The organism is Thalassovita sp. (assembly GCF_034670005.1).
Taxonomy (GTDB): domain Bacteria; phylum Pseudomonadota; class Alphaproteobacteria; order Rhodobacterales; family Rhodobacteraceae; genus Thalassobius.
On sequence record NZ_JAXMOH010000001.1, the window covers coordinates 557,193 to 575,637 of the forward strand.

An 18,445-nucleotide genomic window follows, 5' to 3' on the forward strand; every position below is an offset into this window, starting at 1 on the left:
ATCGAACCGCCTAGATCGAGGTCGAAAGAGAGCTTGGGATTTTGACATCTCCTGTCAATTTCATGCCCGAAGTGGGAAACTTCGAAAACACCAAAACACGATAAAAGAGCAAGGTATTGTCTACCCTATTCAGTCAACGGGAATTCTCAGCCTCGATTGTTTTCGTTTTATCCACAGTCCGCCTGGCAATACTGTCAAAATTTGGTCAGAGCGAATTTCGCGATACGTGATCTTACGGCTCTGGAAGGCAATAACTTCGACCGTTTCGACCGATATTGTTAACCAAAAAAATCTTCAAAACAGTCCGAAATCCCTACAACCAGTACATTCCGACTAGAGCTCCGTGTAGGTTGCAAACCGCCTGATCTCATTGACTGAATTCGGTTTAATCTGCATAAACATACCTATTGATTGGTTCAAATACGGGGAAAATTTTCGCCAAACTCTGCTCAAAATCGAATGGTGGAGTACCGATACACTGGAATGGCGAGAAGAGTATTTGAACCAGTAGAATACAGCTGCCGGGCAGGAACTGCCTAACTGCCTGCAGTCAAGACAGACAAACTGGAAACACCGACCGGAGATGCATTTGCGTCACCGGACACAAGATTTGCGTGCCGCGCGAATGCGCGTTGGTTTGCATCTGCTGCGCTGAAAACCCTGGGGGGGTTAATATGAACATGCATATGACTACGGCTCTGCAAGCTGCCAAAACCAATATGCCTCCGAACAAGGCGACGCTTCATCATCAGCCGACCGGTATGTACCGCATTGCGGGAAAGCGCGCTCTTGATCTGACTTTGGTTTTGCTGATGGCTCCCACGGTCCTAGTGGTGATTGTGCTGCTGGCCGCGGTCATCGCGCTGGATGGCAAATCACCTTTTTACTGTCAGAATCGCGTAGGCCGTAACGGCCGGGTGTACAGGATGTGGAAACTGCGCAGCATGACCCCCAATGCTGACGCGGCCCTGAAACAATACCTGGCGGACAACCCCGATGCCCGCCGCGAATGGGATGCAAACCAGAAACTACGCCACGATCCCCGGATTACCCGTTTCGGCAAACTGATCCGCCAGACTTCTCTGGATGAACTGCCGCAGCTGTGGAACGTGGTGAAAGGTGAAATGTCACTGGTCGGCCCGCGTCCGATGATGTGCGAACAGCGCATCCTTTATCCCGGGACCGAATATTACGACATGCTGCCCGGTATCACCGGTTATTGGCAGACCTCAGTGCGCAACGAAAGCAGCTTCCGCGACCGCGCCCAATTCGACGCTGCCTATCACCGCGATCTGTCGGTCGGGACCGATATCAAAGTCCTTTTGGCAACCGTTTCGGTGGTAATGTCAGCCACCGGTCATTGATCGGCTATGACGCATTACGCGCTGCAACCGCCGCTTCGATCAGCGCGGCGGTGCGATCCGCCCATGCGTCCCAATTCAGACGTTCTTCATATTCGCGCCGGGTCGATTGTCTAAGCGCGTCATAGCGTTCAGGCGCCGCTAAAAATTCTTGCACAATTTCGGCATAAGCCCCCGGCCCGGTATCGGTTGGCAAAGCAAAACCATTAATCCCATCATACACAGGAACGCCCCCTACATCGGCGCAGAGCGACGGCAAGCCATAGGCAGAAGCTTCGCAGAACGCAAATCCATAGGATTCAAAGGACGGCATCATCATGAAATGCGCCCGCCGATATAGATCCTGAAACAGCTTCATCTCGTCCGGCTTGGACTTGTCCAGGGACGGATAAACCCTTAGCGCGTCCCCCAATCCGGTTTCGGGCGGCGTACACCCCACCACGGTCAGCCGGGCATCGACGCCCTGATCCCGCAACAACTGAACCGTTTCGGCAGTTATCGGACCGCCCTTGGCGAACCAATCCCGTCCCACCAGTAGAATTCTGACCGGATTGCCCGCCACCAGCTGCGGTGCATCAGACAGGATACCCGGATCGGGAAAATTAGCGCCCCAAGGCACGACCTGACTGTGGCCGGGTGTCAGCTCGAACCATTTTTCGGCATCGTTCTTTATCCAGTTCGACGGCCAAAGCAGCAGATCCGTTGATTGAAACACCTGTGTTTCCGCCTTCACAATCAAATGGTCGAATTTGCGCGACAGACTGAAAAAGCTGTCGAATGCCTGACCGATTTCAGAGTGTTTATAAACCGACGGGGTCGCGTCAGAGGTGAACACCGTCGTGATCGGATAGGACGGTTTCAGACCGTACAGCGAATGAAAACTGTAAGCACAAAACAACACGTCGAATTGCTGCTGTTCCAGTTCCTTCCGCACGGCCCGGGCGATAACCGATGACAGCAGCAGATGCAGCCGCCATTTAGCGCGCAGAATAATCGGCTCAGGCAACGCAAGAACCAATCGGCGGACAGGTTCGGCCCATCCCCATCCCTGCGACAGTATGTGGATGTTTTCGAACCGGGTGCTCAGTGCATCGAACAGCCGCGCATTGCCGCCGGAATAGAGGTTCCGATCACGCGGGTCGGCATCGCAGAGATACGCGACCCTGAGTGGGCTTTTGGGTGAAGAAGCATTTTCCAAAGTCAAATTCTTTGCCGGTCCGCGATCTTATTTAGTCCTGTTAAACGGAGGCTCGGCCGACAAACCTGACAAAATTCGAAAATATTTCATCAAAAACGCCGAACCGCCATCATTCTGCCCTAAGGTGACTATAAACAGATCACGTAAACTATGTGAAAGAAACTGGGTCAGAATGTGACTTTGACCCCAAGAGGACAAAACAGGCGCTGAATGCCAAACGCATTTGCATTTCTGGTTTTGGGGCTGTGGCCTCTTGTTTCTGTCGGGCTGTTTCGCACTTTCCCGGTCGGTCGCGCCCTGCTGGCCAGTCTGATTCTGGCTTATCTGTTCCTTCCACCACCGCCAGCGGCATTCGATTTTCCGCTGGTTCCACCGATGACCAAGGAAACGTTGCCCAGCTTGTCGGTGCTCTTGATATGCCTGATCATGTATCGCGGCAAATTTCGGCTCCTGCCAGAAAGCAAATTGGCAACCGCCGCCGTGATCGCCTTTGTCTGCGTTCCGGTCCTGACCACGTTGAGCAATCTTGATCCTGTGTTTTATGGCCGCGTTGGCCTTCCGGGCATGGGGATCAAGGACGCGGTGTCACTGGTGTTGCAACAATTCATCCTGATTACACCGATGCTGCTGGCCCGGGCATTTCTAGCCAGTGATCGAAATCTGAAAGAACTGCTGATCGCGCTGAGCGTCGCCGGTCTTGTCTATTCTCTGCCGATGCTGCTCGAGGTTCGGCTAAGCCCACAACTGAATGTCTGGGTCTACGGTTATTTTCAGCACAGTTTCGAGCAGATGGTGCGCTATGGCGGGTTCCGGCCCATCGTTTTCCTGTATCATGGTCTGTGGGTGGCCTTTTTTGCCATGACAGCTTTGGTATCGATGACAATCCTGTTCCGATCCGAAACCGGCCCGAAAAAGGCGATGCTGATCATCGCAATGATCTATATGGCAACGGTTCTTGTCCTGTGTAAATCAGCCGGTTCGATCATTTATGCGATGTTCCTGCTGCCTTTGCTGCTGGTCATACCCGCTGCGCTACAACTGCGGATCGCGGTCGTACTGGCTGTATTGGCCTTAGCCTATCCGACACTCAAAGCAGCCCATCTGATACCCGAAGCCAAAATTCTGGAACAGGCCGCCCGGTTCGATGCAGATCGCGCCGGATCGCTGCAGTTCCGCCTGGAAAACGAAAACGTTCTGCTGGACCGCGCATTGGAACGGCCGATTCTCGGCTGGGGCAGCTGGGGGCGCAATCATATTCTCGATCCAGTGACCGGGCGTATCATGACTGTGACGGACGGGTTGTGGGTTATTACCCTCGGCGTATATGGCTGGGTCGGTTTTTTCGCCCAATTCCTGTTGATGACTTCACCGATTTTCCTGCTCTGGACAAAATACCGCAACGACCGAACAGCAATTATCCCCCCCTTTGTCGGGGGCATGTGCCTGCTTCTGGGTGTTAATGTTCTGGATCTGATGCCAAATGCGACGCTGACGCCAATTACCTGGCTGATGGCAGGGGCATTGCTGGGGTATGCGGAAACGTCGGCGGTGGCGCACAAAGAGCCGAAAATGAAATTACGAAGCATAATGTAACCATGCTGGCCAAGACTTCCCCCGTTCCCCATCCCTTGCGCGTTCTGATCATCGCCGAGGCCGCCAACCCCGAATGGGTCAGCGTGCCGCTGGTGGGATGGTCTCTGGCCCGCGCCATTGGACGCAAGGCCGATGTCCATATCGTCACCCAAATCCGGAATCGCGATGCGTTTCTGCGCGCGGGTCTGGTTGAAGGGCGCGATTTCACCGCCATTGACTCCGAAACCGTCGCCCGCCCCCTATGGACCCTGGGCAGGCTGTTGCGTATGGGTGAAGGCAAGGGCTGGACGGCTTTGCAGTTGATCAATGCGCTGTCCTACCCCTATTTCGAATACCTGATCTGGAAACAGTTCGGCCCGCTATTGCGACAGGGGAAATATGACGTGGTGCATCGCGTCACCCCGCTCAGCCCGACTATATCAAGCCCCATCGCGCGCAAATGCGCCCGAATTGGTGTGCCTTTCGTGGTTGGTCCGCTGAATGGCGGTGTCCCATGGCCAAAGGGATTTGATGCCGAACGGCGACGGGAACGGGAATGGCTGTCCTATCTGCGGGTGGTCTACAAATTGATGCCCGGACGGCGCGGTATGCTGCGCCATGCGGCGGCCATACTTGTGGGATCGCACCACACCCGTTCGGAAATCCCCAGCCGGTTTCAGGACAAAACCGTCTATATTCCCGAAAACGCCATCGACCCGGACCGTTTCAACGCCCGCGCAGCCCCGGTCAAGGACGTGTTACGCGCCTGTTTCATCGGACGGCTGGTTCCCTATAAGGGCCCCGATATGCTGCTGGAGGCGGCTTTGCCGCTGTTGCAGACGGGTCAGCTACAACTGGATTTGATCGGTGACGGGCCCTTGATGGAAAGTTTGCAGCGCTTCGTCGCCGATCACGGGATCGAAAGCGCCGTTACTTTCCACGGCTGGATGGACCATACCAAAGTGCAGAGCGTCGCGGCGCAATCACAGATTCTGGCCTTCCCTTCGGTGCGTGAATTTGGCGGGGGCGTCGTGTTGGAAGCAATGGCGCTTGGGCTTGTTCCGCTGATCGTCGATTACGCCGGACCCGGTGAATTGGTCAAACCGGGAACTGGCTTCAAGGTTCCAATCGGCCCGCGCGATCAGATTGTCGCGGGATTTCGCGACAGTTTGACCGAACTGGCCGCCCGTCCCGAACAATTGACCAGGATCGGAGAAAATGCCCGCAACAGGATCGAATGGTTCTTTACCTGGGATAGAAAAGCCGATCAGGTCTTGGCAGTCTATGACTGGGTTCTAGGTCATCGTTCGGATAGACCGGACCCATTTGCCGCAACCGAAAATTCCCGAAAGGATACCGGATGAGATTTGTCGCCCTGTTCAGCCTGTTTCTGCTGCTTGCTCCGCAAGTTTCGCGGGCACAGGATAGCGACGGGCTGAAGGCGTTCTTCTTCGCCAATTCACTGGTTCAACATCTCAGCGACAGTCCCGAAACCTCGGTTCCGCATTGGCTGCATGAAATTGCGCGTGCGCGCGACAAACGATTTGCGGCTGACGGCACTTGGGGATTTCTGATGCAATTCAGCGGCAAACTGCCGCCAGAACCGCAATGGTCGTTCAAATCGCTGCCCAATGCTTGGAATTCCGAGCGCCAAAGCTTTGCTGAGGCCGGGTTTGATGCAGTCGTCATAACACCTGCGAATTTCATTCAATACCAACCGTCCAGCACCAAATTCGATGGCGACAATCCCCGCAAGGAAAGCCCTCTGAGCGCGACACTGAAAGTGGTCGACTGGGCCGCGGGTCAAACACCGCAAGCGCGTTTTTTCATCTACGAAGGCTGGGCGGAAATGGCAGGCAAGGTGCCAGCATTTCCACCCGATGCCGATGGTCTGAAAACCTATTTGCAAGCCAACAAAGGTGATTACCACGGCTGGTTCCGGGATTACGCCAACGCAGTGCAAGAAGCCCGCCCAAATCTGGACCTGACCCTGATTCCGGTTGCCTCGACTCTGTCCGATCTTTTGTCCGATACCGCGCTGTCCGGGTTGCAGGCGCTGGACCTGTACAGCGATGATGCCCCGCATGGCACACCGACGCTTTATTTCCTGGCCGCGCTTATCACCTATGGTCCGCTTTTTCAGGACCAATTACCTGCCGAAATCACATTGCCCGACAGCATTCATCCGTTGGTACGGCAACATTACACCGAAATTGCATCTTACCTGACGACGGCGCATACGGGATCGGTCCGGCCTCATTCAGCCCCCGCCCGCAGTCTGGGCCATCCAGCAGTCCCGGCATTGGCAATGGGGCTGAACGGTATATCCGACTGGTCCACTCAATACCCGTTCATCGACCTGATGAAATCGGCCCGCCCGTGGATCGGCCACCGCAAAGGTGAATGGGGCGGCTGGGATTCTGCGCGGTTGCAGGCGGAAGGGTATCTTGATGAAAACGGCTGGCCACTGCGGATGCCCGACGATGTCGAACGGCTGGAAAGCTTCATCTTGACCGAAGTGCCTGTTGAAGCGCTCAGTTTTCGCGGCCGATATCGGCTAACCTATCAGGGCAAGGGCAAACTGGAGGTGCTCGGGCTGGTCAAGGATATCGTCAGAAAACCCGGCGAAATCTGGTTCACCTTCACCCCGGGCGAGGGATTGGTGGCCCTGTCTCTGACCGGGATCGATGCCGAAGATCCGATCCGCAATATTCAGGTTATGCATGAAAATCACATTCCATTTCATGAAATGGGTGCCGTTTTTAATCCCGACTGGCTGGCCCTGATCTCGGATTTGCGTGCGGTGCGGTTCATGGATTGGATGAATACCAATAATTCCACAATCCAAAGCTGGGACGACCGTCCGGTTCTGTCCGATTACACCTTCGTACGCCGAGGGGTGCCGTTGGAATTGATGCTGCGGCTGGCAAATGAAATCGGGGCCGACCCATGGTTCAACATGCCTCATCTGGCCGATGACAGCTATGTCAGGCGGTTCGCCGAAACTGTCAAAGCGGGCCTGAAACCCGAATTGAAAGCCTATGTCGAATTTTCTAACGAGCTGTGGAATTTCGGATTTGAGCAAACGCAATGGGCGCTCGCTCAGGCCGCCCAGCGCTGGCCCGGCAAGAAGGACAAGGATGCCTGGCTCCAATTCGCCGGGATGCGCGCAGCACAGGTCGCAGACATCTGGACCGATGTTTTCGGGGCTGAAACCGATACCCGACTGGTCCGGGTCATAGCCACCCATACAGGCTGGCCGGGACTGGAAGAAGGCCTGTTGCAAGCCCCGCTTTGGCAACAGGAAGACCGCAATATCCTGCCGCCGGTCACACGCTTCGACGCCTATGCCGTAACCGGTTATTTCGGCTTTGAAATGGGCAGCGATGAATTCGCGCCCCGCATCAAGGATTGGCTGAAAATCAGTGAAAGCGAGGCGACCAAGCAGACCTACAAAGCGCTGAAAGCCGGTTCTGTAAAGGAACTTATTGACGACCTGTTTCCCTATCACGCCAAGGTCGCCCGCGACAACAACATGGATCTGATCATGTACGAAGGCGGCACACATGTTGTCGGCCACGGCACTTGGCTGAACGACGAAGCGCTGACCGCGTTTTACCAGCGTTTCAACTATACGCAGGAAATGGCAGCGATTTATGGCGATGTTATGGATGGTTGGGAACAGGCGGGCGGCACGTTGTTCAACGCCTTTGTCGATGTCTCTAACGCATCCCAGTGGGGCAGTTGGGGTTCAAAGCGATATCTGGAAGATGAAAATCCCCGTTGGGCGACCCTGATGACCTATAACGCCGAATTGCCCACCGATTGGGATCCGCGTCCCGCCTCCGCATTTCAAAACGGAACATCGCTCGGTGGCGGGCCCGATCCGGACCTGATTGACGGGACGGCGTTACGCGACATTCTTGTTGGCCGTGACGGCGACGATTGGCTGATCAGCCATGGTGGCGCCGATGCACTGCATGGCGGTGACGGCACCGATACTGCCGTTCTGCCCGGTGCGCCGGGCGATTATGCGTTCACATGGATGGGGCCGTTTCTGATGGCTGATGGCCCAGATGGCGAAGTGCAGATGTTATCGGTGGAACGGCTGGAATTCGACAGCGCCCCGGGGCAGCTTTACGCGGTCGCGCCGCGCGGCTGAACCACGACAGCGCTAAACCCGAGAGGCTTCCCGGATCAAGGTGTCCGCCCCCCGACCCGCACCGAACCGATCAACCACGGTCCGTCGGCCCGCAACGGAAAGGCCAAGGCATTTTTTCGGGTCCGAAGCCAGATCGCTGATTGCGTCAGCCAAGGCTTCGGGCGCTTTCGGCGGCACCAGAATGCCGTCCTGCCCATCCGTAATCAATTCGCGCACGCCACCGGCATCGGTGCCGATCACCGGCACCTCACAGCTCATCGCCTCCATATAGGCCACGCCCAGCGGTTCGCTCCAGCTGGCCAAGACGAACAGATGAGCCTCAAACAACTTGGCCCGCACAGTTTCTTCCGGCACCGCACCCATCAGGGTGACATGATCCTGCAAGCCAAGTTCCTGAATTTTTTCATCCAGAACGGTGTGAAACCCGCCACCGCCCGCATCGTCTTCACCGGCGATTTCCAACCGCACATCCATGCCGCGATCCAGCAGCAGGCGCACCGCCTGCAAAACATCGATATGCCCTTTCACCAGATGCAACCGCGCACAGGTGAACAGGCGCAGCGTTTCGCCCGGCTGTGGCGGCTGGTAAGGTGCCGTTCGATGCAACCGGTCAGTATCCACGCCCATTGGCTGAATGACGACCCGGTCTGGCAACGCCTCGCCCAGCTTGGGCCGGACATCTTGCAATAGTGCCTCGGTAATTATCGTAGCGAATTTCGCACCACGCCACTTGAAGCGCTGACCTGGACCATAATCCTCTAGCGGGCCATGCAGGCTGATACTGTAGTTCAGCCCGTAAAGTCGTTTCGCCAGCGCCGCGATCATCGCTGCGCGGCCACAGGAATGGGCATGCACATGGGAAATACCCCGTGCTCGGCATAACTGCGCCAACCTGCGTGCTGCAGGCAAGGAAATCAAAACGTCGCGCCAGAATTCCCTGCCGATTCCTTCGCGCAGCAATTCACCCAGCGGCAAGCGCGGCAAACTCAGCAGCAAGGATGAAAGCGACGTGCTGGCCAGGTATTCTGTTCGCTCCATCGCGGATTGTGACCAGGCATGAGATATCAGGCCGGGCGGAGGCGGTCGGGTGGAAAACAGGCAAACCTCGACACCCGCATCTTCGATCTTCTGAATCTCGCGCCAGAAAAAAATATGGGTCTGCCCCGGAAACTGCGGCACTAGATATCCGAGCTTGGAAATTTTCGGCACGGCCGACCCCTTTTCTCCGTCAGATTGGATAGTAAAAGCTTTAGCGAAACAAATTCACCATCAGGTCAAATTTAGACCACAAACGGATGGTGAACATCTATTGCGCTGGCACATGTTCCGGCGCTGTTGCAATATTGAATCAAATTCGTCGTCATTAGGGCTGCCGACGACACAGGAAAAGAGCGTTTCGAATACCCTGATGATTTCTGTGATCCTCCCCGCCAATAACGAAGGCCCGTTGATCGGTGCCTGCCTGTCCGCGCTTCTGGCGACGGACCTGCCACGCGGTGCGATGGAAATTCTTGTTGTCGCCAATGGTTGCACCGACGACACTGCCGTCCGGGCGCGGAGGTTCGAAACCGATGCCGCCGCCAAGGGATGGCCCCTGAGTGTGATCGAATTGACCGAAGGCGGTAAACTGGGCGCACTGAATGCGGGCGATGACGCGGCCAACGGCGATTGCCGCGCCTATCTGGATGCCGATGTCGTGGTCAGCCCCGGACTGATGCGGCAACTTGTACAAGCGCTTGAAACACACGCGCCGCGCTATGCCAGTGGCCGCGTTCACATCCCTATGCCGTCAAGCTGGGCCAGCCGGGCCTATCGTGCCTTTTACCTGACCGTTCCTTTCATGACCGACGGGGTGCCGGGCTGCGGGCTTTTTGCGGTAAACGCTGCGGGCCGGGCCAGATGGGGCACGTTTCCCGACATCATTTCCGACGACACCTTTGTCCGGCTCAGCTTTACACCCGAAGAACGCATCGGCGTCGACGCCAGCTATGACTGGCCGCTTGTTGAAGGGTTTGGAAACCTCGTCAGGGTGCGACGGCGGCAGAATTCCGGTGTGGATGAAATCGTGACCCGCTATCCGGAACTGTTGAAAAATGATGACAAAACATCCTATGGCCCGGGCCGACTTGTCGGGAATATCCTGCGCCACCCGCTGGGCTTTTTCCTCTACGCCACGGTTGCGCTGATGGTTAAATTCGGCTCAAATCATTCCAGCTGGAGCCGTGGAAGATGACGGCACCCTGCCTGAGGTTTCGACACCCATGATCAACACCTTCCGCCGTTTCAGTCTGGGAAGCAGCCTGACAGAGCGTGCTTTGCGCAGTTCGGCAATTACCTCGATGGGGTTCGTTGTTTATCAGGGCCTGCGGTTGATATCGAATCTGGTCCTGACCCGCATCTTGTTCCCCGAAGCTTTCGGCCTGATGGCTTTGGTTTCGGTTGTGATGATGGGACTGGCAATGTTTTCCGATGTCGGCGTCAGCCCCTCGATCATGCAATCCGAACGCGGTGATGAAACAGATTTCCTGAACACCGCATGGACGATCCAGATTATCCGGGGCGTCAATCTGTGGATCGTGACCTGCCTTCTGGCCTACCCGGTATCTGTTTTCTATCAGGAACCGCAACTTCTTTACCTGTTGCCGGTGGCTGGGATGACGCTGTTGATCAACGGATTCAACCCGACCAAATTGGAAACCGCAAATCGCCATCTGCGGGCCGGACGGGTCACGTTGATCGACATAGGTGTACAGGTCGTCGGGTTGATGGTTGCCGTCATCGCCGCATGGATCACCGGGTCGGTCTGGGCGCTAGTGCTCAGCGGTCTGGTCAGCGCGATTGCTCAAGTATTTTTTCTGTCCTATTTCCTGCCCGGCGAACCGAACCGGCTGCGTTGGGAAAAATCGGCCGCGGACGAATTGATCAATTTTGGGAAATGGATATTCCTCAGTACTATATGTGGGTTTTTCATCGGGCAAAGCGATAAGCTGGTGATCGGAAAATTCCTGTCGCTGGATGAATTCGGCGTCTACAATGTCGGTTTCTTCCTAGCCTCTTTTCCGCTGCTTCTGGGCGGTATGGTTACCCGCAAGGTGCTGATTCCGATCTATCGGGAAAACCCGCCCAAACAATCGGTTGATAACTTCCTTCGGCTGCGGAAAATGCGGTTCTATGCCACCGGACTCCTTCTGGCGATGGTGACGAGCGTGGCGCTTTTGGGGGTCTGGCTGGTCGACCTGCTATATGACCCCCGCTATCTGCGCGCAGGGGCGGTAGTGGTGGTGCTGGCCTGTGCTCAGCTGCCGCAGATCATCGTTCTAACCTATGATCAGGCGGCGCTGGCGGCCGGAGATTCGAAGCGATTTTTCGTTTTGGCAGCAGCGCGCGGCGTTCTAATTTTTGCGGGATTGCTGATCGGGCTAGAACTGGCCGGTCTTTTGGGGGCACTTCTGGGGCTGGGTTTGGCGTATGTTTGCGCCTACCCGGTTGTTGTATGGCTATCGCGTCACCAAGGGGCCTGGGATCCATTTCATGACGCCATATTCGCGCTGATTAGCGCCTTGATCATACCCCTGATCCTGTGGCTGCATTGGGTCGATATCTTGAAACTGGCGCAGTGAATTGTTCCCATTTCAGACACTCTGATCTCCAAATATTTTAGCAAATATGGCTAAAAAGCCGATGCACTGCCTCAAAACAACCCCATTTTACCCGTATCACTCTCATAAGCACTTAGTGACCAGAATGAGTTTGTCTTAATGTCGGAAACAATAGAAACCGCCCCAGACACCAGTGCCGACATTGCGATCGTGGGTATGGCGGCACACCTTCCCGGTGCGCCGACAATTGAGGACTATTGGGCCAATCTGCGCGACGGCATTGAATCGATCCGCCACCTATCCAAGGAAGCGTTGCTGGCGGCGGGTGAAGCCCCGCATATGCTGGAACGCGACGACTATGTACCTGCCGCTGCGGTTCTGGACGGGTTCAAGGATTTTGACGCAGAGTTTTTTGGCTTCTCCCCGAAAGAAGCCGCAATCCTCGATCCACAGCACCGGCATTTTCTTGAAACCGCGTGGGAGGCGCTGGAAAACGCCGGTCACCCACCGGAGAATTTCCAAGGTCCGGTCGGTGTTTTCGGTGGCAGTGGGATGGGCAGCTATTTCTATTTCAACATCTGTTCGAACCGCGATCTGGTCGACAGTACCGGCATGTTCCTGTTGCGCCATACCGGCAATGACAAGGATTTCATGGTCACGCGGCTGTCCCATATTCTGGATCTGAAGGGACCGTCGGTTAATCTGCAGACGGCATGTTCCACATCACTGGTCGCGACCCATTACGCCTGCCAGTCGCTGTTGAACGGCGAATGCGATATGGCGTTGGCGGGTGGCGTGACAATCGAACTGCCGCATGGGCGTGGCTATCTTTACAAAGAGGGCGAAATCCTGTCGCCCGACGGCCATTGCCACGCTTTCGATCACCGCGCGCAAGGCACAGTGTTCGGGTCCGGAGCGGGGGTCGTCGTTCTGCGGCGATTGGAAAACGCGATTGCCGACGGCGATCATATCTGGGCCGTGATCAAGGGATCTGCGGTCAATAACGATGGCGCCGCCAAGGCCGGATATCTGGCCCCCTCGGTCGACGGGCAGGCGGCAGCGATTGCCGATGCACAGGCGCTGTCCGATGTCAGCGCCGACACTATCGACTACGTCGAATGCCACGGCACCGGCACCTATCTGGGCGACCCGATAGAGGTTGCGGCTTTGACTCAGGCGTTTCAGCAAACCACCGACGAGACCGGCTTCTGCCGGATCGGGTCGGTAAAAACTAATATCGGCCATCTGGATACGGCGGCGGGGGCGGCCAGCCTTATCAAGACCAGTCTGGCGCTGAAGCACAAACAGATGCCGCCGACCCTGGGGTATGAAAGCCCCAACCCGGCGATCGACTTCGACCATTCGCCGTTCCTGGTGAACGACAAACTGACCGACTGGGTGTCGCATAAGGGCCCGCGCCGCGCCGGTGTTAATTCGCTGGGCGTCGGCGGCACCAACGCGCATGTGATTCTGGAAGAAGCCCCCGAACGGACCGCGTCGGACGAAAGCGACTGGCCATTCCAGATCCTGACCGTTTCAGGCCGCAATAAATCCGCGCTGGAGGCCAATAGCGCCAATCTGGCCGCGCATCTGCGCGCCAATCCAGAACAGCCGCTTGCCGATGTCGCCTGGACGCTCAAGCAAGGCCGCCGTGCGTTTGAGCGCCGCCGCGTTATTGTGGCTGAAACGCATGAGCAAGCCGCCGAATTATTGGAGACGAACGACCCCCGCCGGGTTTTCACCCATACCGTGGTAGGCGACCGGCCCGAGGTGGTGTTCATGTTCCCCGGCGGCGGCGCGCAATATGCGGGCATGGCGCGAGATTTGTATGAAACCGAACCAGTTTTTGCCGAATGGATGGATCGGGGGCTTGAGGTTTTACAAGGCAAGATCGATTACGATATCCGCGCCCTGTGGATGCCGGAACCGGGGCAGGAAGACAGTGCGGATGAGGCCCTAAAAACCCCCTCGATCCAGCTGCCGCTGATCATGATCGTTGAATATGCGCTGGCCCAGCTCTGGATCAGCTGGGGTGTAAAACCTGCCGCCCTGACCGGGCATTCAATGGGCGAAAACACCGCCGCCTGTCTGGCTGGCGTGATGAGCTTCGAGGATTGCATCGGGTTGGTGCATCTGCGCGGAACGTTGTTCGATACAGTCCCAGCTGGCGGCATGCTCAGCGTAACGCTGCCGGCGACAGAACTGAAGCCACTTCTGGGCGACGACCTCAACCTTGCTGCTGTAAATGCGCCGGGGCTCAGCGTCGCGTCGGGGCCACAGGCGGCCCTGGATCGGCTGGAGACCGAGTTGAAATCGCGTGACATCGACTGTCAGCGTATTCTGATCGACATTGCCGCACATTCCCGGATGCTGGACCCGATCCTCGATTCATTTCGCGCCTATCTTCAGTCCATCCCGCTGAATGCGCCACAAATCCCGTTCACCTCGAACCGGACCGGTGCGTTTATCACTCCGAACCAAGCCACCGATCCCGATTACTGGGTTGACCATCTGCGCAACACGGTCCTGTTCGCCGACTGCATCGGCACGCTGTCCGAAGCTGGCGACAAGGTGTTTATCGAAGTCGGACCGGGCAAGGCGCTGGCGTCTCTGGCCGGTCAACATCCCGACGTAACACCCAATCAGGTAATCGGATCGCTGCGCCATCCTCAGGACGATATCGCAGACGATACCTATTTCGCCACCATGCTGGGCCGGGCTTGGGCCGTCGGCATCGATTTCGACTGGCATCAGATCTGGGGCGACGCCCGGCGCAACCGGGTGGTTCTGCCCTCCTACGCTTTCCAGCGTCAGGAATATTTTATCGAACCGGCTGCCGCGGGCGACGCGCCTGCCGATGAATGGCTGATGCGTCGGGAAGACATGGGAGATTGGGCCTATCGGCCGGTCTGGAAGGCCCGCTATGCCGATTGCGCGGTGGACGTGACCGGTGATCTGACCGATATTTCCAAAGAAACCTGGCTGATCTTCGAAGACGACACCGGTATAGGGGCGGATATTTCCAAACGCCTACGTTTGGCAGGACATCAGGTAAGCTCGGTCCGTCCGGGCGATGCCTTCGCCAAGACCGAAACCGGATATGTTCTGGCACCCGAACACGGGCGCACGGGCTACGATCAACTGCTGCAGGATCTATCAACGCATGGCAATTTGCCCAGCCGTATTCTGCATCTTTGGCTGCTGACCGAAGACGAAAAATCCCGCCCAGGCAGCAGCTTTTTCCACCGCAATCAAGAATACGGTTTCTATTCTCTGCTGTTCCTCGCACAGGCGACCAGTGAACAAAATGTGCCCTCGCCACTTCATATTACGGTGGTGACATCGGATGCGACCCAGCTGCGCGATGAACCCTTGCGATACCCCGATAAGGCCACCGTGATGGGACCGGCGCGGGTCATCCCGCGTGAATTCCCCGGAATCACATGTTCAGTTCTGGACGTCGAACGCATCGGGCGCGGGAAGAAACGCGCCAACGACCCGATCCTTGGTCACCTTCTGGAAGAAGCTCTTTCCACCCCTGCGAACACGATTGCAGCGATCCGCAGCGATAAACGGTTCGAACTGGATTTCGCAGAAACCCCGTTTGCACCGACGGATGACATCGCCATCCGTCAAGGCGGAACCTACATGATCACCGGGGGATTTGGTGGGATCGGCGTGACACTGGCCGAGGCGCTGATCGATCGCGCTCAGGCGAATATCGTTCTGCTGGCCCGCACCCCGCTGCCCGCACGTGTGGAATGGCCCGGCATTCTGGACAAAACAGCCCCCAGCGACCCGGTCGCGCGGCGCATCCGCGCCGTGCAGCGGCTGGAAAAGGCTGGCGGTCAGGTTCTGGTTCTGCCCGCCGATGTCAGCAATGTCGAAGACATGCGCGACGCGGTCAAGGCCGCGACTGACCGCTTCGGGGAAATCAACGGCGTGATCCATGCCGCCGGTGTGATTGCTGATGCACCAATCCTTGGAAAATCGCTGTCTGATATCGAAGATGTTTTCACCCCAAAAATCCACGGCACTCAAGTGCTGGACACGCTTTTCCCCGATGGAACGCTCGACTGGATGGTGCTGTTTTCCTCCAGTTCGACTGCGACCACCCCGGCGGGGCAGGTCGATTATGTCGCCGCCAATGAATACCTGAACGCCTTTGCCAAATCCCGTGCTGGGGGACAGACACGAGTGATAGCGATCGACTGGGGCATCTGGGCCGATACCGGCATGGCGGCCGATGCCATGGCCGCGCGCACCGGCGCTGCCAACAAGGTGGAACCGGAACCCGCAGGACAAGCCCTGCTCGATCTGAAAAGCTTTGACGCGGATGGTGCGCGGTTGTTCACCAGCGCGTTCTCGGCGCGCGGCCGCTGGGTGTTTAACGAACACCGCACGGCGCAAAACGATATTATTTTGCCCGGCACCGGCTATCTGGAACTGATCCAAGAAGCATTGCGATCCCAAGGGGAATCCGGCCCCTATGAAATCAAGGATCTGTTTTTCCTGTCACCGATGCAACTTGGCGCCGATAGCGAAATCCAAATGCGCCTACGCTTGCTGCGCAGCGAACAGGGCTACGAAATTGAAATTCAAAGTGCCGACAGCGGCACCGGGCGGTTTGAAGCGAATGCACAAGGCTCTGTTGCCCTGATGCCCTTGACCCAGCCTAACAAGATCGACCTTGCCGGTATCTCCGTACGGTGCGGCGCAGTGGAAATCGCACCCAAGGGCGGTTCGTTGACCACGCCGCAAGAACAGCATCTGAATTTCGGCCCACGCTGGCGCGTCTTGAATACGGTATCGTATGGAACAGATGAAGGTCTGGCGCGACTGACCCTACCGCCGCAATTCCATGACGACCTTAACGACTATGCCCTGCATCCCGGGCTCTTGGATATCGCCACCGGCTGGGCGATGCAGTTGATCAACGGCTATCAACCCAGCCATCTTTGGGTGCCGGCATCCTATCACCGACTGCGCGTCTTTGCGCCGCTTCAGAGTGAAGTTATCAGCTGGGTCCGCAATGCCGGGAAAAATTCCGGCGACGGTCCGATGGCGACCTTTGACATCACAATCGCCGCGCCCGATGGCACTGTCCTACTGGATATCGAAGGGTTTTCGATCCGCAAACTGGAGGACGATATCGCCTTTGCCCGGACCGAGGCACAATTGGCAGAGATTGACCACCGTCCGCTCTCGCCGGCCGAAGAACGGCTGCGACACAACCTGTCGCAGGGCATCCGCCGCGAAGAAGGGGCCGAGGCGTTTTTCCGTGCGCTCGCCAGCGGACAATCGCAAATCGTTGTGTCCTCGCTTGACCTGCACAAACTGATCGAACAGGCCAGCGACACGATGCAGACCGAAAGCAGCGAACAGAAATTCCAGCGCCCCGAACTCGATCAGGACTATGCCGCACCGGAAACCGAGGTGGAAAAGCGTCTCGCCGGGTTCTTCGAGGAATTGCTGGGCGTCGATCAGATCGGCATCGACGACAGTTTCTTCGATCTTGGCGGCCACTCGCTGATCGCGGTGCGGCTGTTTGCCAAGATCAAGAAAAGCTTTGGCACCGAATTCCCGATCTCGGTGCTGTTCGAAGCCCCCACAATCCGTAAAATCGCCGCGATGATCCCAAATCTTGGCGACACCGCGCCCGAGGACGCGGAGATCGCCGCCGTACCGGAACGCCGGTTCACCCATGTGGTGCCGATGCATCAGGGTGAAGGTGGGGCGCAAACCCCGTTCTTCCTCGTTGCCGGGATGTTCGGCAATGTTCTGAACCTGCGCCATCTGGCGCATCTTCTGGGCACTGATCGGCCTTTCTATGGATTGCAGGCGCGAGGGCTGTATGGCGATGCCGAACCGCATAGGTCGATCACCGACGCCGCGCGCGATTACATCGCCGAAATGCGTCAGGTGCAACCGCATGGGCCTTACATGGTCGGCGGGTTTTCAGGCGGCGGTATCACCGCCTATGAGATCGCTCAGCAACTGACAGAAGCAGGTGAAGAGGTGTCGATGCTGATCATGCTCGACACGCCTTTGCCGGTACGCCGACCACTGTCGAAACGCGACCGGGCGATGATCCAATGGTTGCAGATCAAGGAAAAAGGACCGCTTTACCCAATACAATGGGCCACGAACCGAATCCGCTGGGAATTCACCAAGCGGCGCGGTCAGGACGTCACCGACCAAGGCCCGGCACAATTCCACAACGCCGAAATTGAGGCGGCTTTCCTGCAAGCGGTAAACAGGTATCACCCAAAGCAGTGGACTGGGCCATTGCACCTTTACCGCCCGCCTCTTCAGGGCAAATGGCAGGTCGCCCCGGACCGGCTGGTAAATTCAGAACGCGCCTATGTATTGCCTGACAATGATTGGACCCAATGGGCCCCTCAGGTGCAGGTATTCGAAGTGCCCGGCGATCATGATTCCATGGTTCTGGAACCCAATGTGCGTGTCTTGGCGTCCCGAATTCGCGCTGGAATTGACGCTTTGGAAACCACGACCCGTCGCAGCGTCCCTCAAGACAAGGCGGCAGAGTAAA

The 18,445-nt window shown here is 57.0% G+C and carries 9 protein-coding genes; 7 read left to right on the top strand and 2 right to left on the bottom strand.

Annotation, left to right across the window (positions count from 1 at the left end; genetic code table 11):
• Positions 1–686: 686 nt before the first annotated feature.
• Positions 687–1,364 carry a sugar transferase gene (locus VOI23_RS02865; RefSeq protein WP_416376497.1) on the top strand — a complete coding sequence of 226 codons (678 nt, stop codon included), beginning with the start codon at positions 687–689 and terminating at the stop codon, positions 1,362–1,364.
• 4 nt (positions 1,365–1,368) lie between these two features.
• Here the strand turns inward: VOI23_RS02865 and VOI23_RS02870 are convergent, their stop codons facing one another.
• Positions 1,369–2,559, bottom strand: a complete 1,191-nt coding sequence (locus tag VOI23_RS02870; protein ID WP_323781238.1) for a glycosyltransferase family 4 protein — start codon at positions 2,557–2,559, stop codon at positions 1,369–1,371.
• 210 nt (positions 2,560–2,769) lie between these two features.
• Between VOI23_RS02870 and VOI23_RS02875 the strand changes: the two genes are divergently transcribed.
• From VOI23_RS02875 to VOI23_RS02885, 3 genes are read left to right on the top strand one after another with little or no spacing between them, the layout of a single operon-like run.
• A complete protein-coding gene (locus tag VOI23_RS02875) occupies positions 2,770–4,152 on the top strand; it encodes a hypothetical protein (RefSeq protein ID WP_323781240.1) in 1,383 nt (460 codons plus the stop codon).
• Positions 4,153–4,154: 2 nt separating this feature from the next.
• Entirely contained in the window at positions 4,155–5,495 is a 1,341-nt protein-coding gene (locus tag VOI23_RS02880; protein ID WP_323781243.1) for a glycosyltransferase family 4 protein, read from the top strand.
• Entirely contained in the window at positions 5,492–8,293 is a 2,802-nt protein-coding gene (locus VOI23_RS02885) for a calcium-binding protein (RefSeq protein WP_323781246.1), read from the top strand. The genes VOI23_RS02880 and VOI23_RS02885 overlap by 4 nt, the downstream gene beginning before the upstream one ends.
• Positions 8,294–8,305: 12 nt before the next feature.
• Here the strand turns inward: VOI23_RS02885 and epsE are convergent, their stop codons facing one another.
• Positions 8,306–9,502 carry an exopolysaccharide biosynthesis GT4 family glycosyltransferase EpsE gene (epsE, locus tag VOI23_RS02890; RefSeq protein WP_323781248.1) on the bottom strand — a complete coding sequence of 399 codons (1,197 nt, stop codon included), beginning with the start codon at positions 9,500–9,502 and terminating at the stop codon, positions 8,306–8,308.
• A 199-nt stretch (positions 9,503–9,701) separates the two neighbouring features.
• Here epsE and VOI23_RS02895 point away from each other — a divergent pair, with 199 nt between their 5' ends.
• From VOI23_RS02895 to VOI23_RS02905, 3 genes are all read left to right on the top strand, one after another.
• Positions 9,702–10,526 carry a glycosyltransferase gene (locus tag VOI23_RS02895; RefSeq protein WP_323781251.1) on the top strand — a complete coding sequence of 275 codons (825 nt, stop codon included), beginning with the start codon at positions 9,702–9,704 and terminating at the stop codon, positions 10,524–10,526.
• A gap of 28 nt (positions 10,527–10,554) precedes the next feature.
• Positions 10,555–11,913: an oligosaccharide flippase family protein gene (locus VOI23_RS02900; RefSeq protein ID WP_323781253.1), complete on the top strand. Its 1,359-nt coding sequence runs from the start codon at positions 10,555–10,557 to the stop codon at positions 11,911–11,913.
• A 138-nt stretch (positions 11,914–12,051) separates the two neighbouring features.
• Positions 12,052–18,444 (top strand): type I polyketide synthase, encoded by a 6,393-nt coding sequence (locus VOI23_RS02905; protein WP_323781256.1) that lies wholly within the window; start codon positions 12,052–12,054, stop codon positions 18,442–18,444.
• Position 18,445 lies beyond the last annotated feature (1 nt).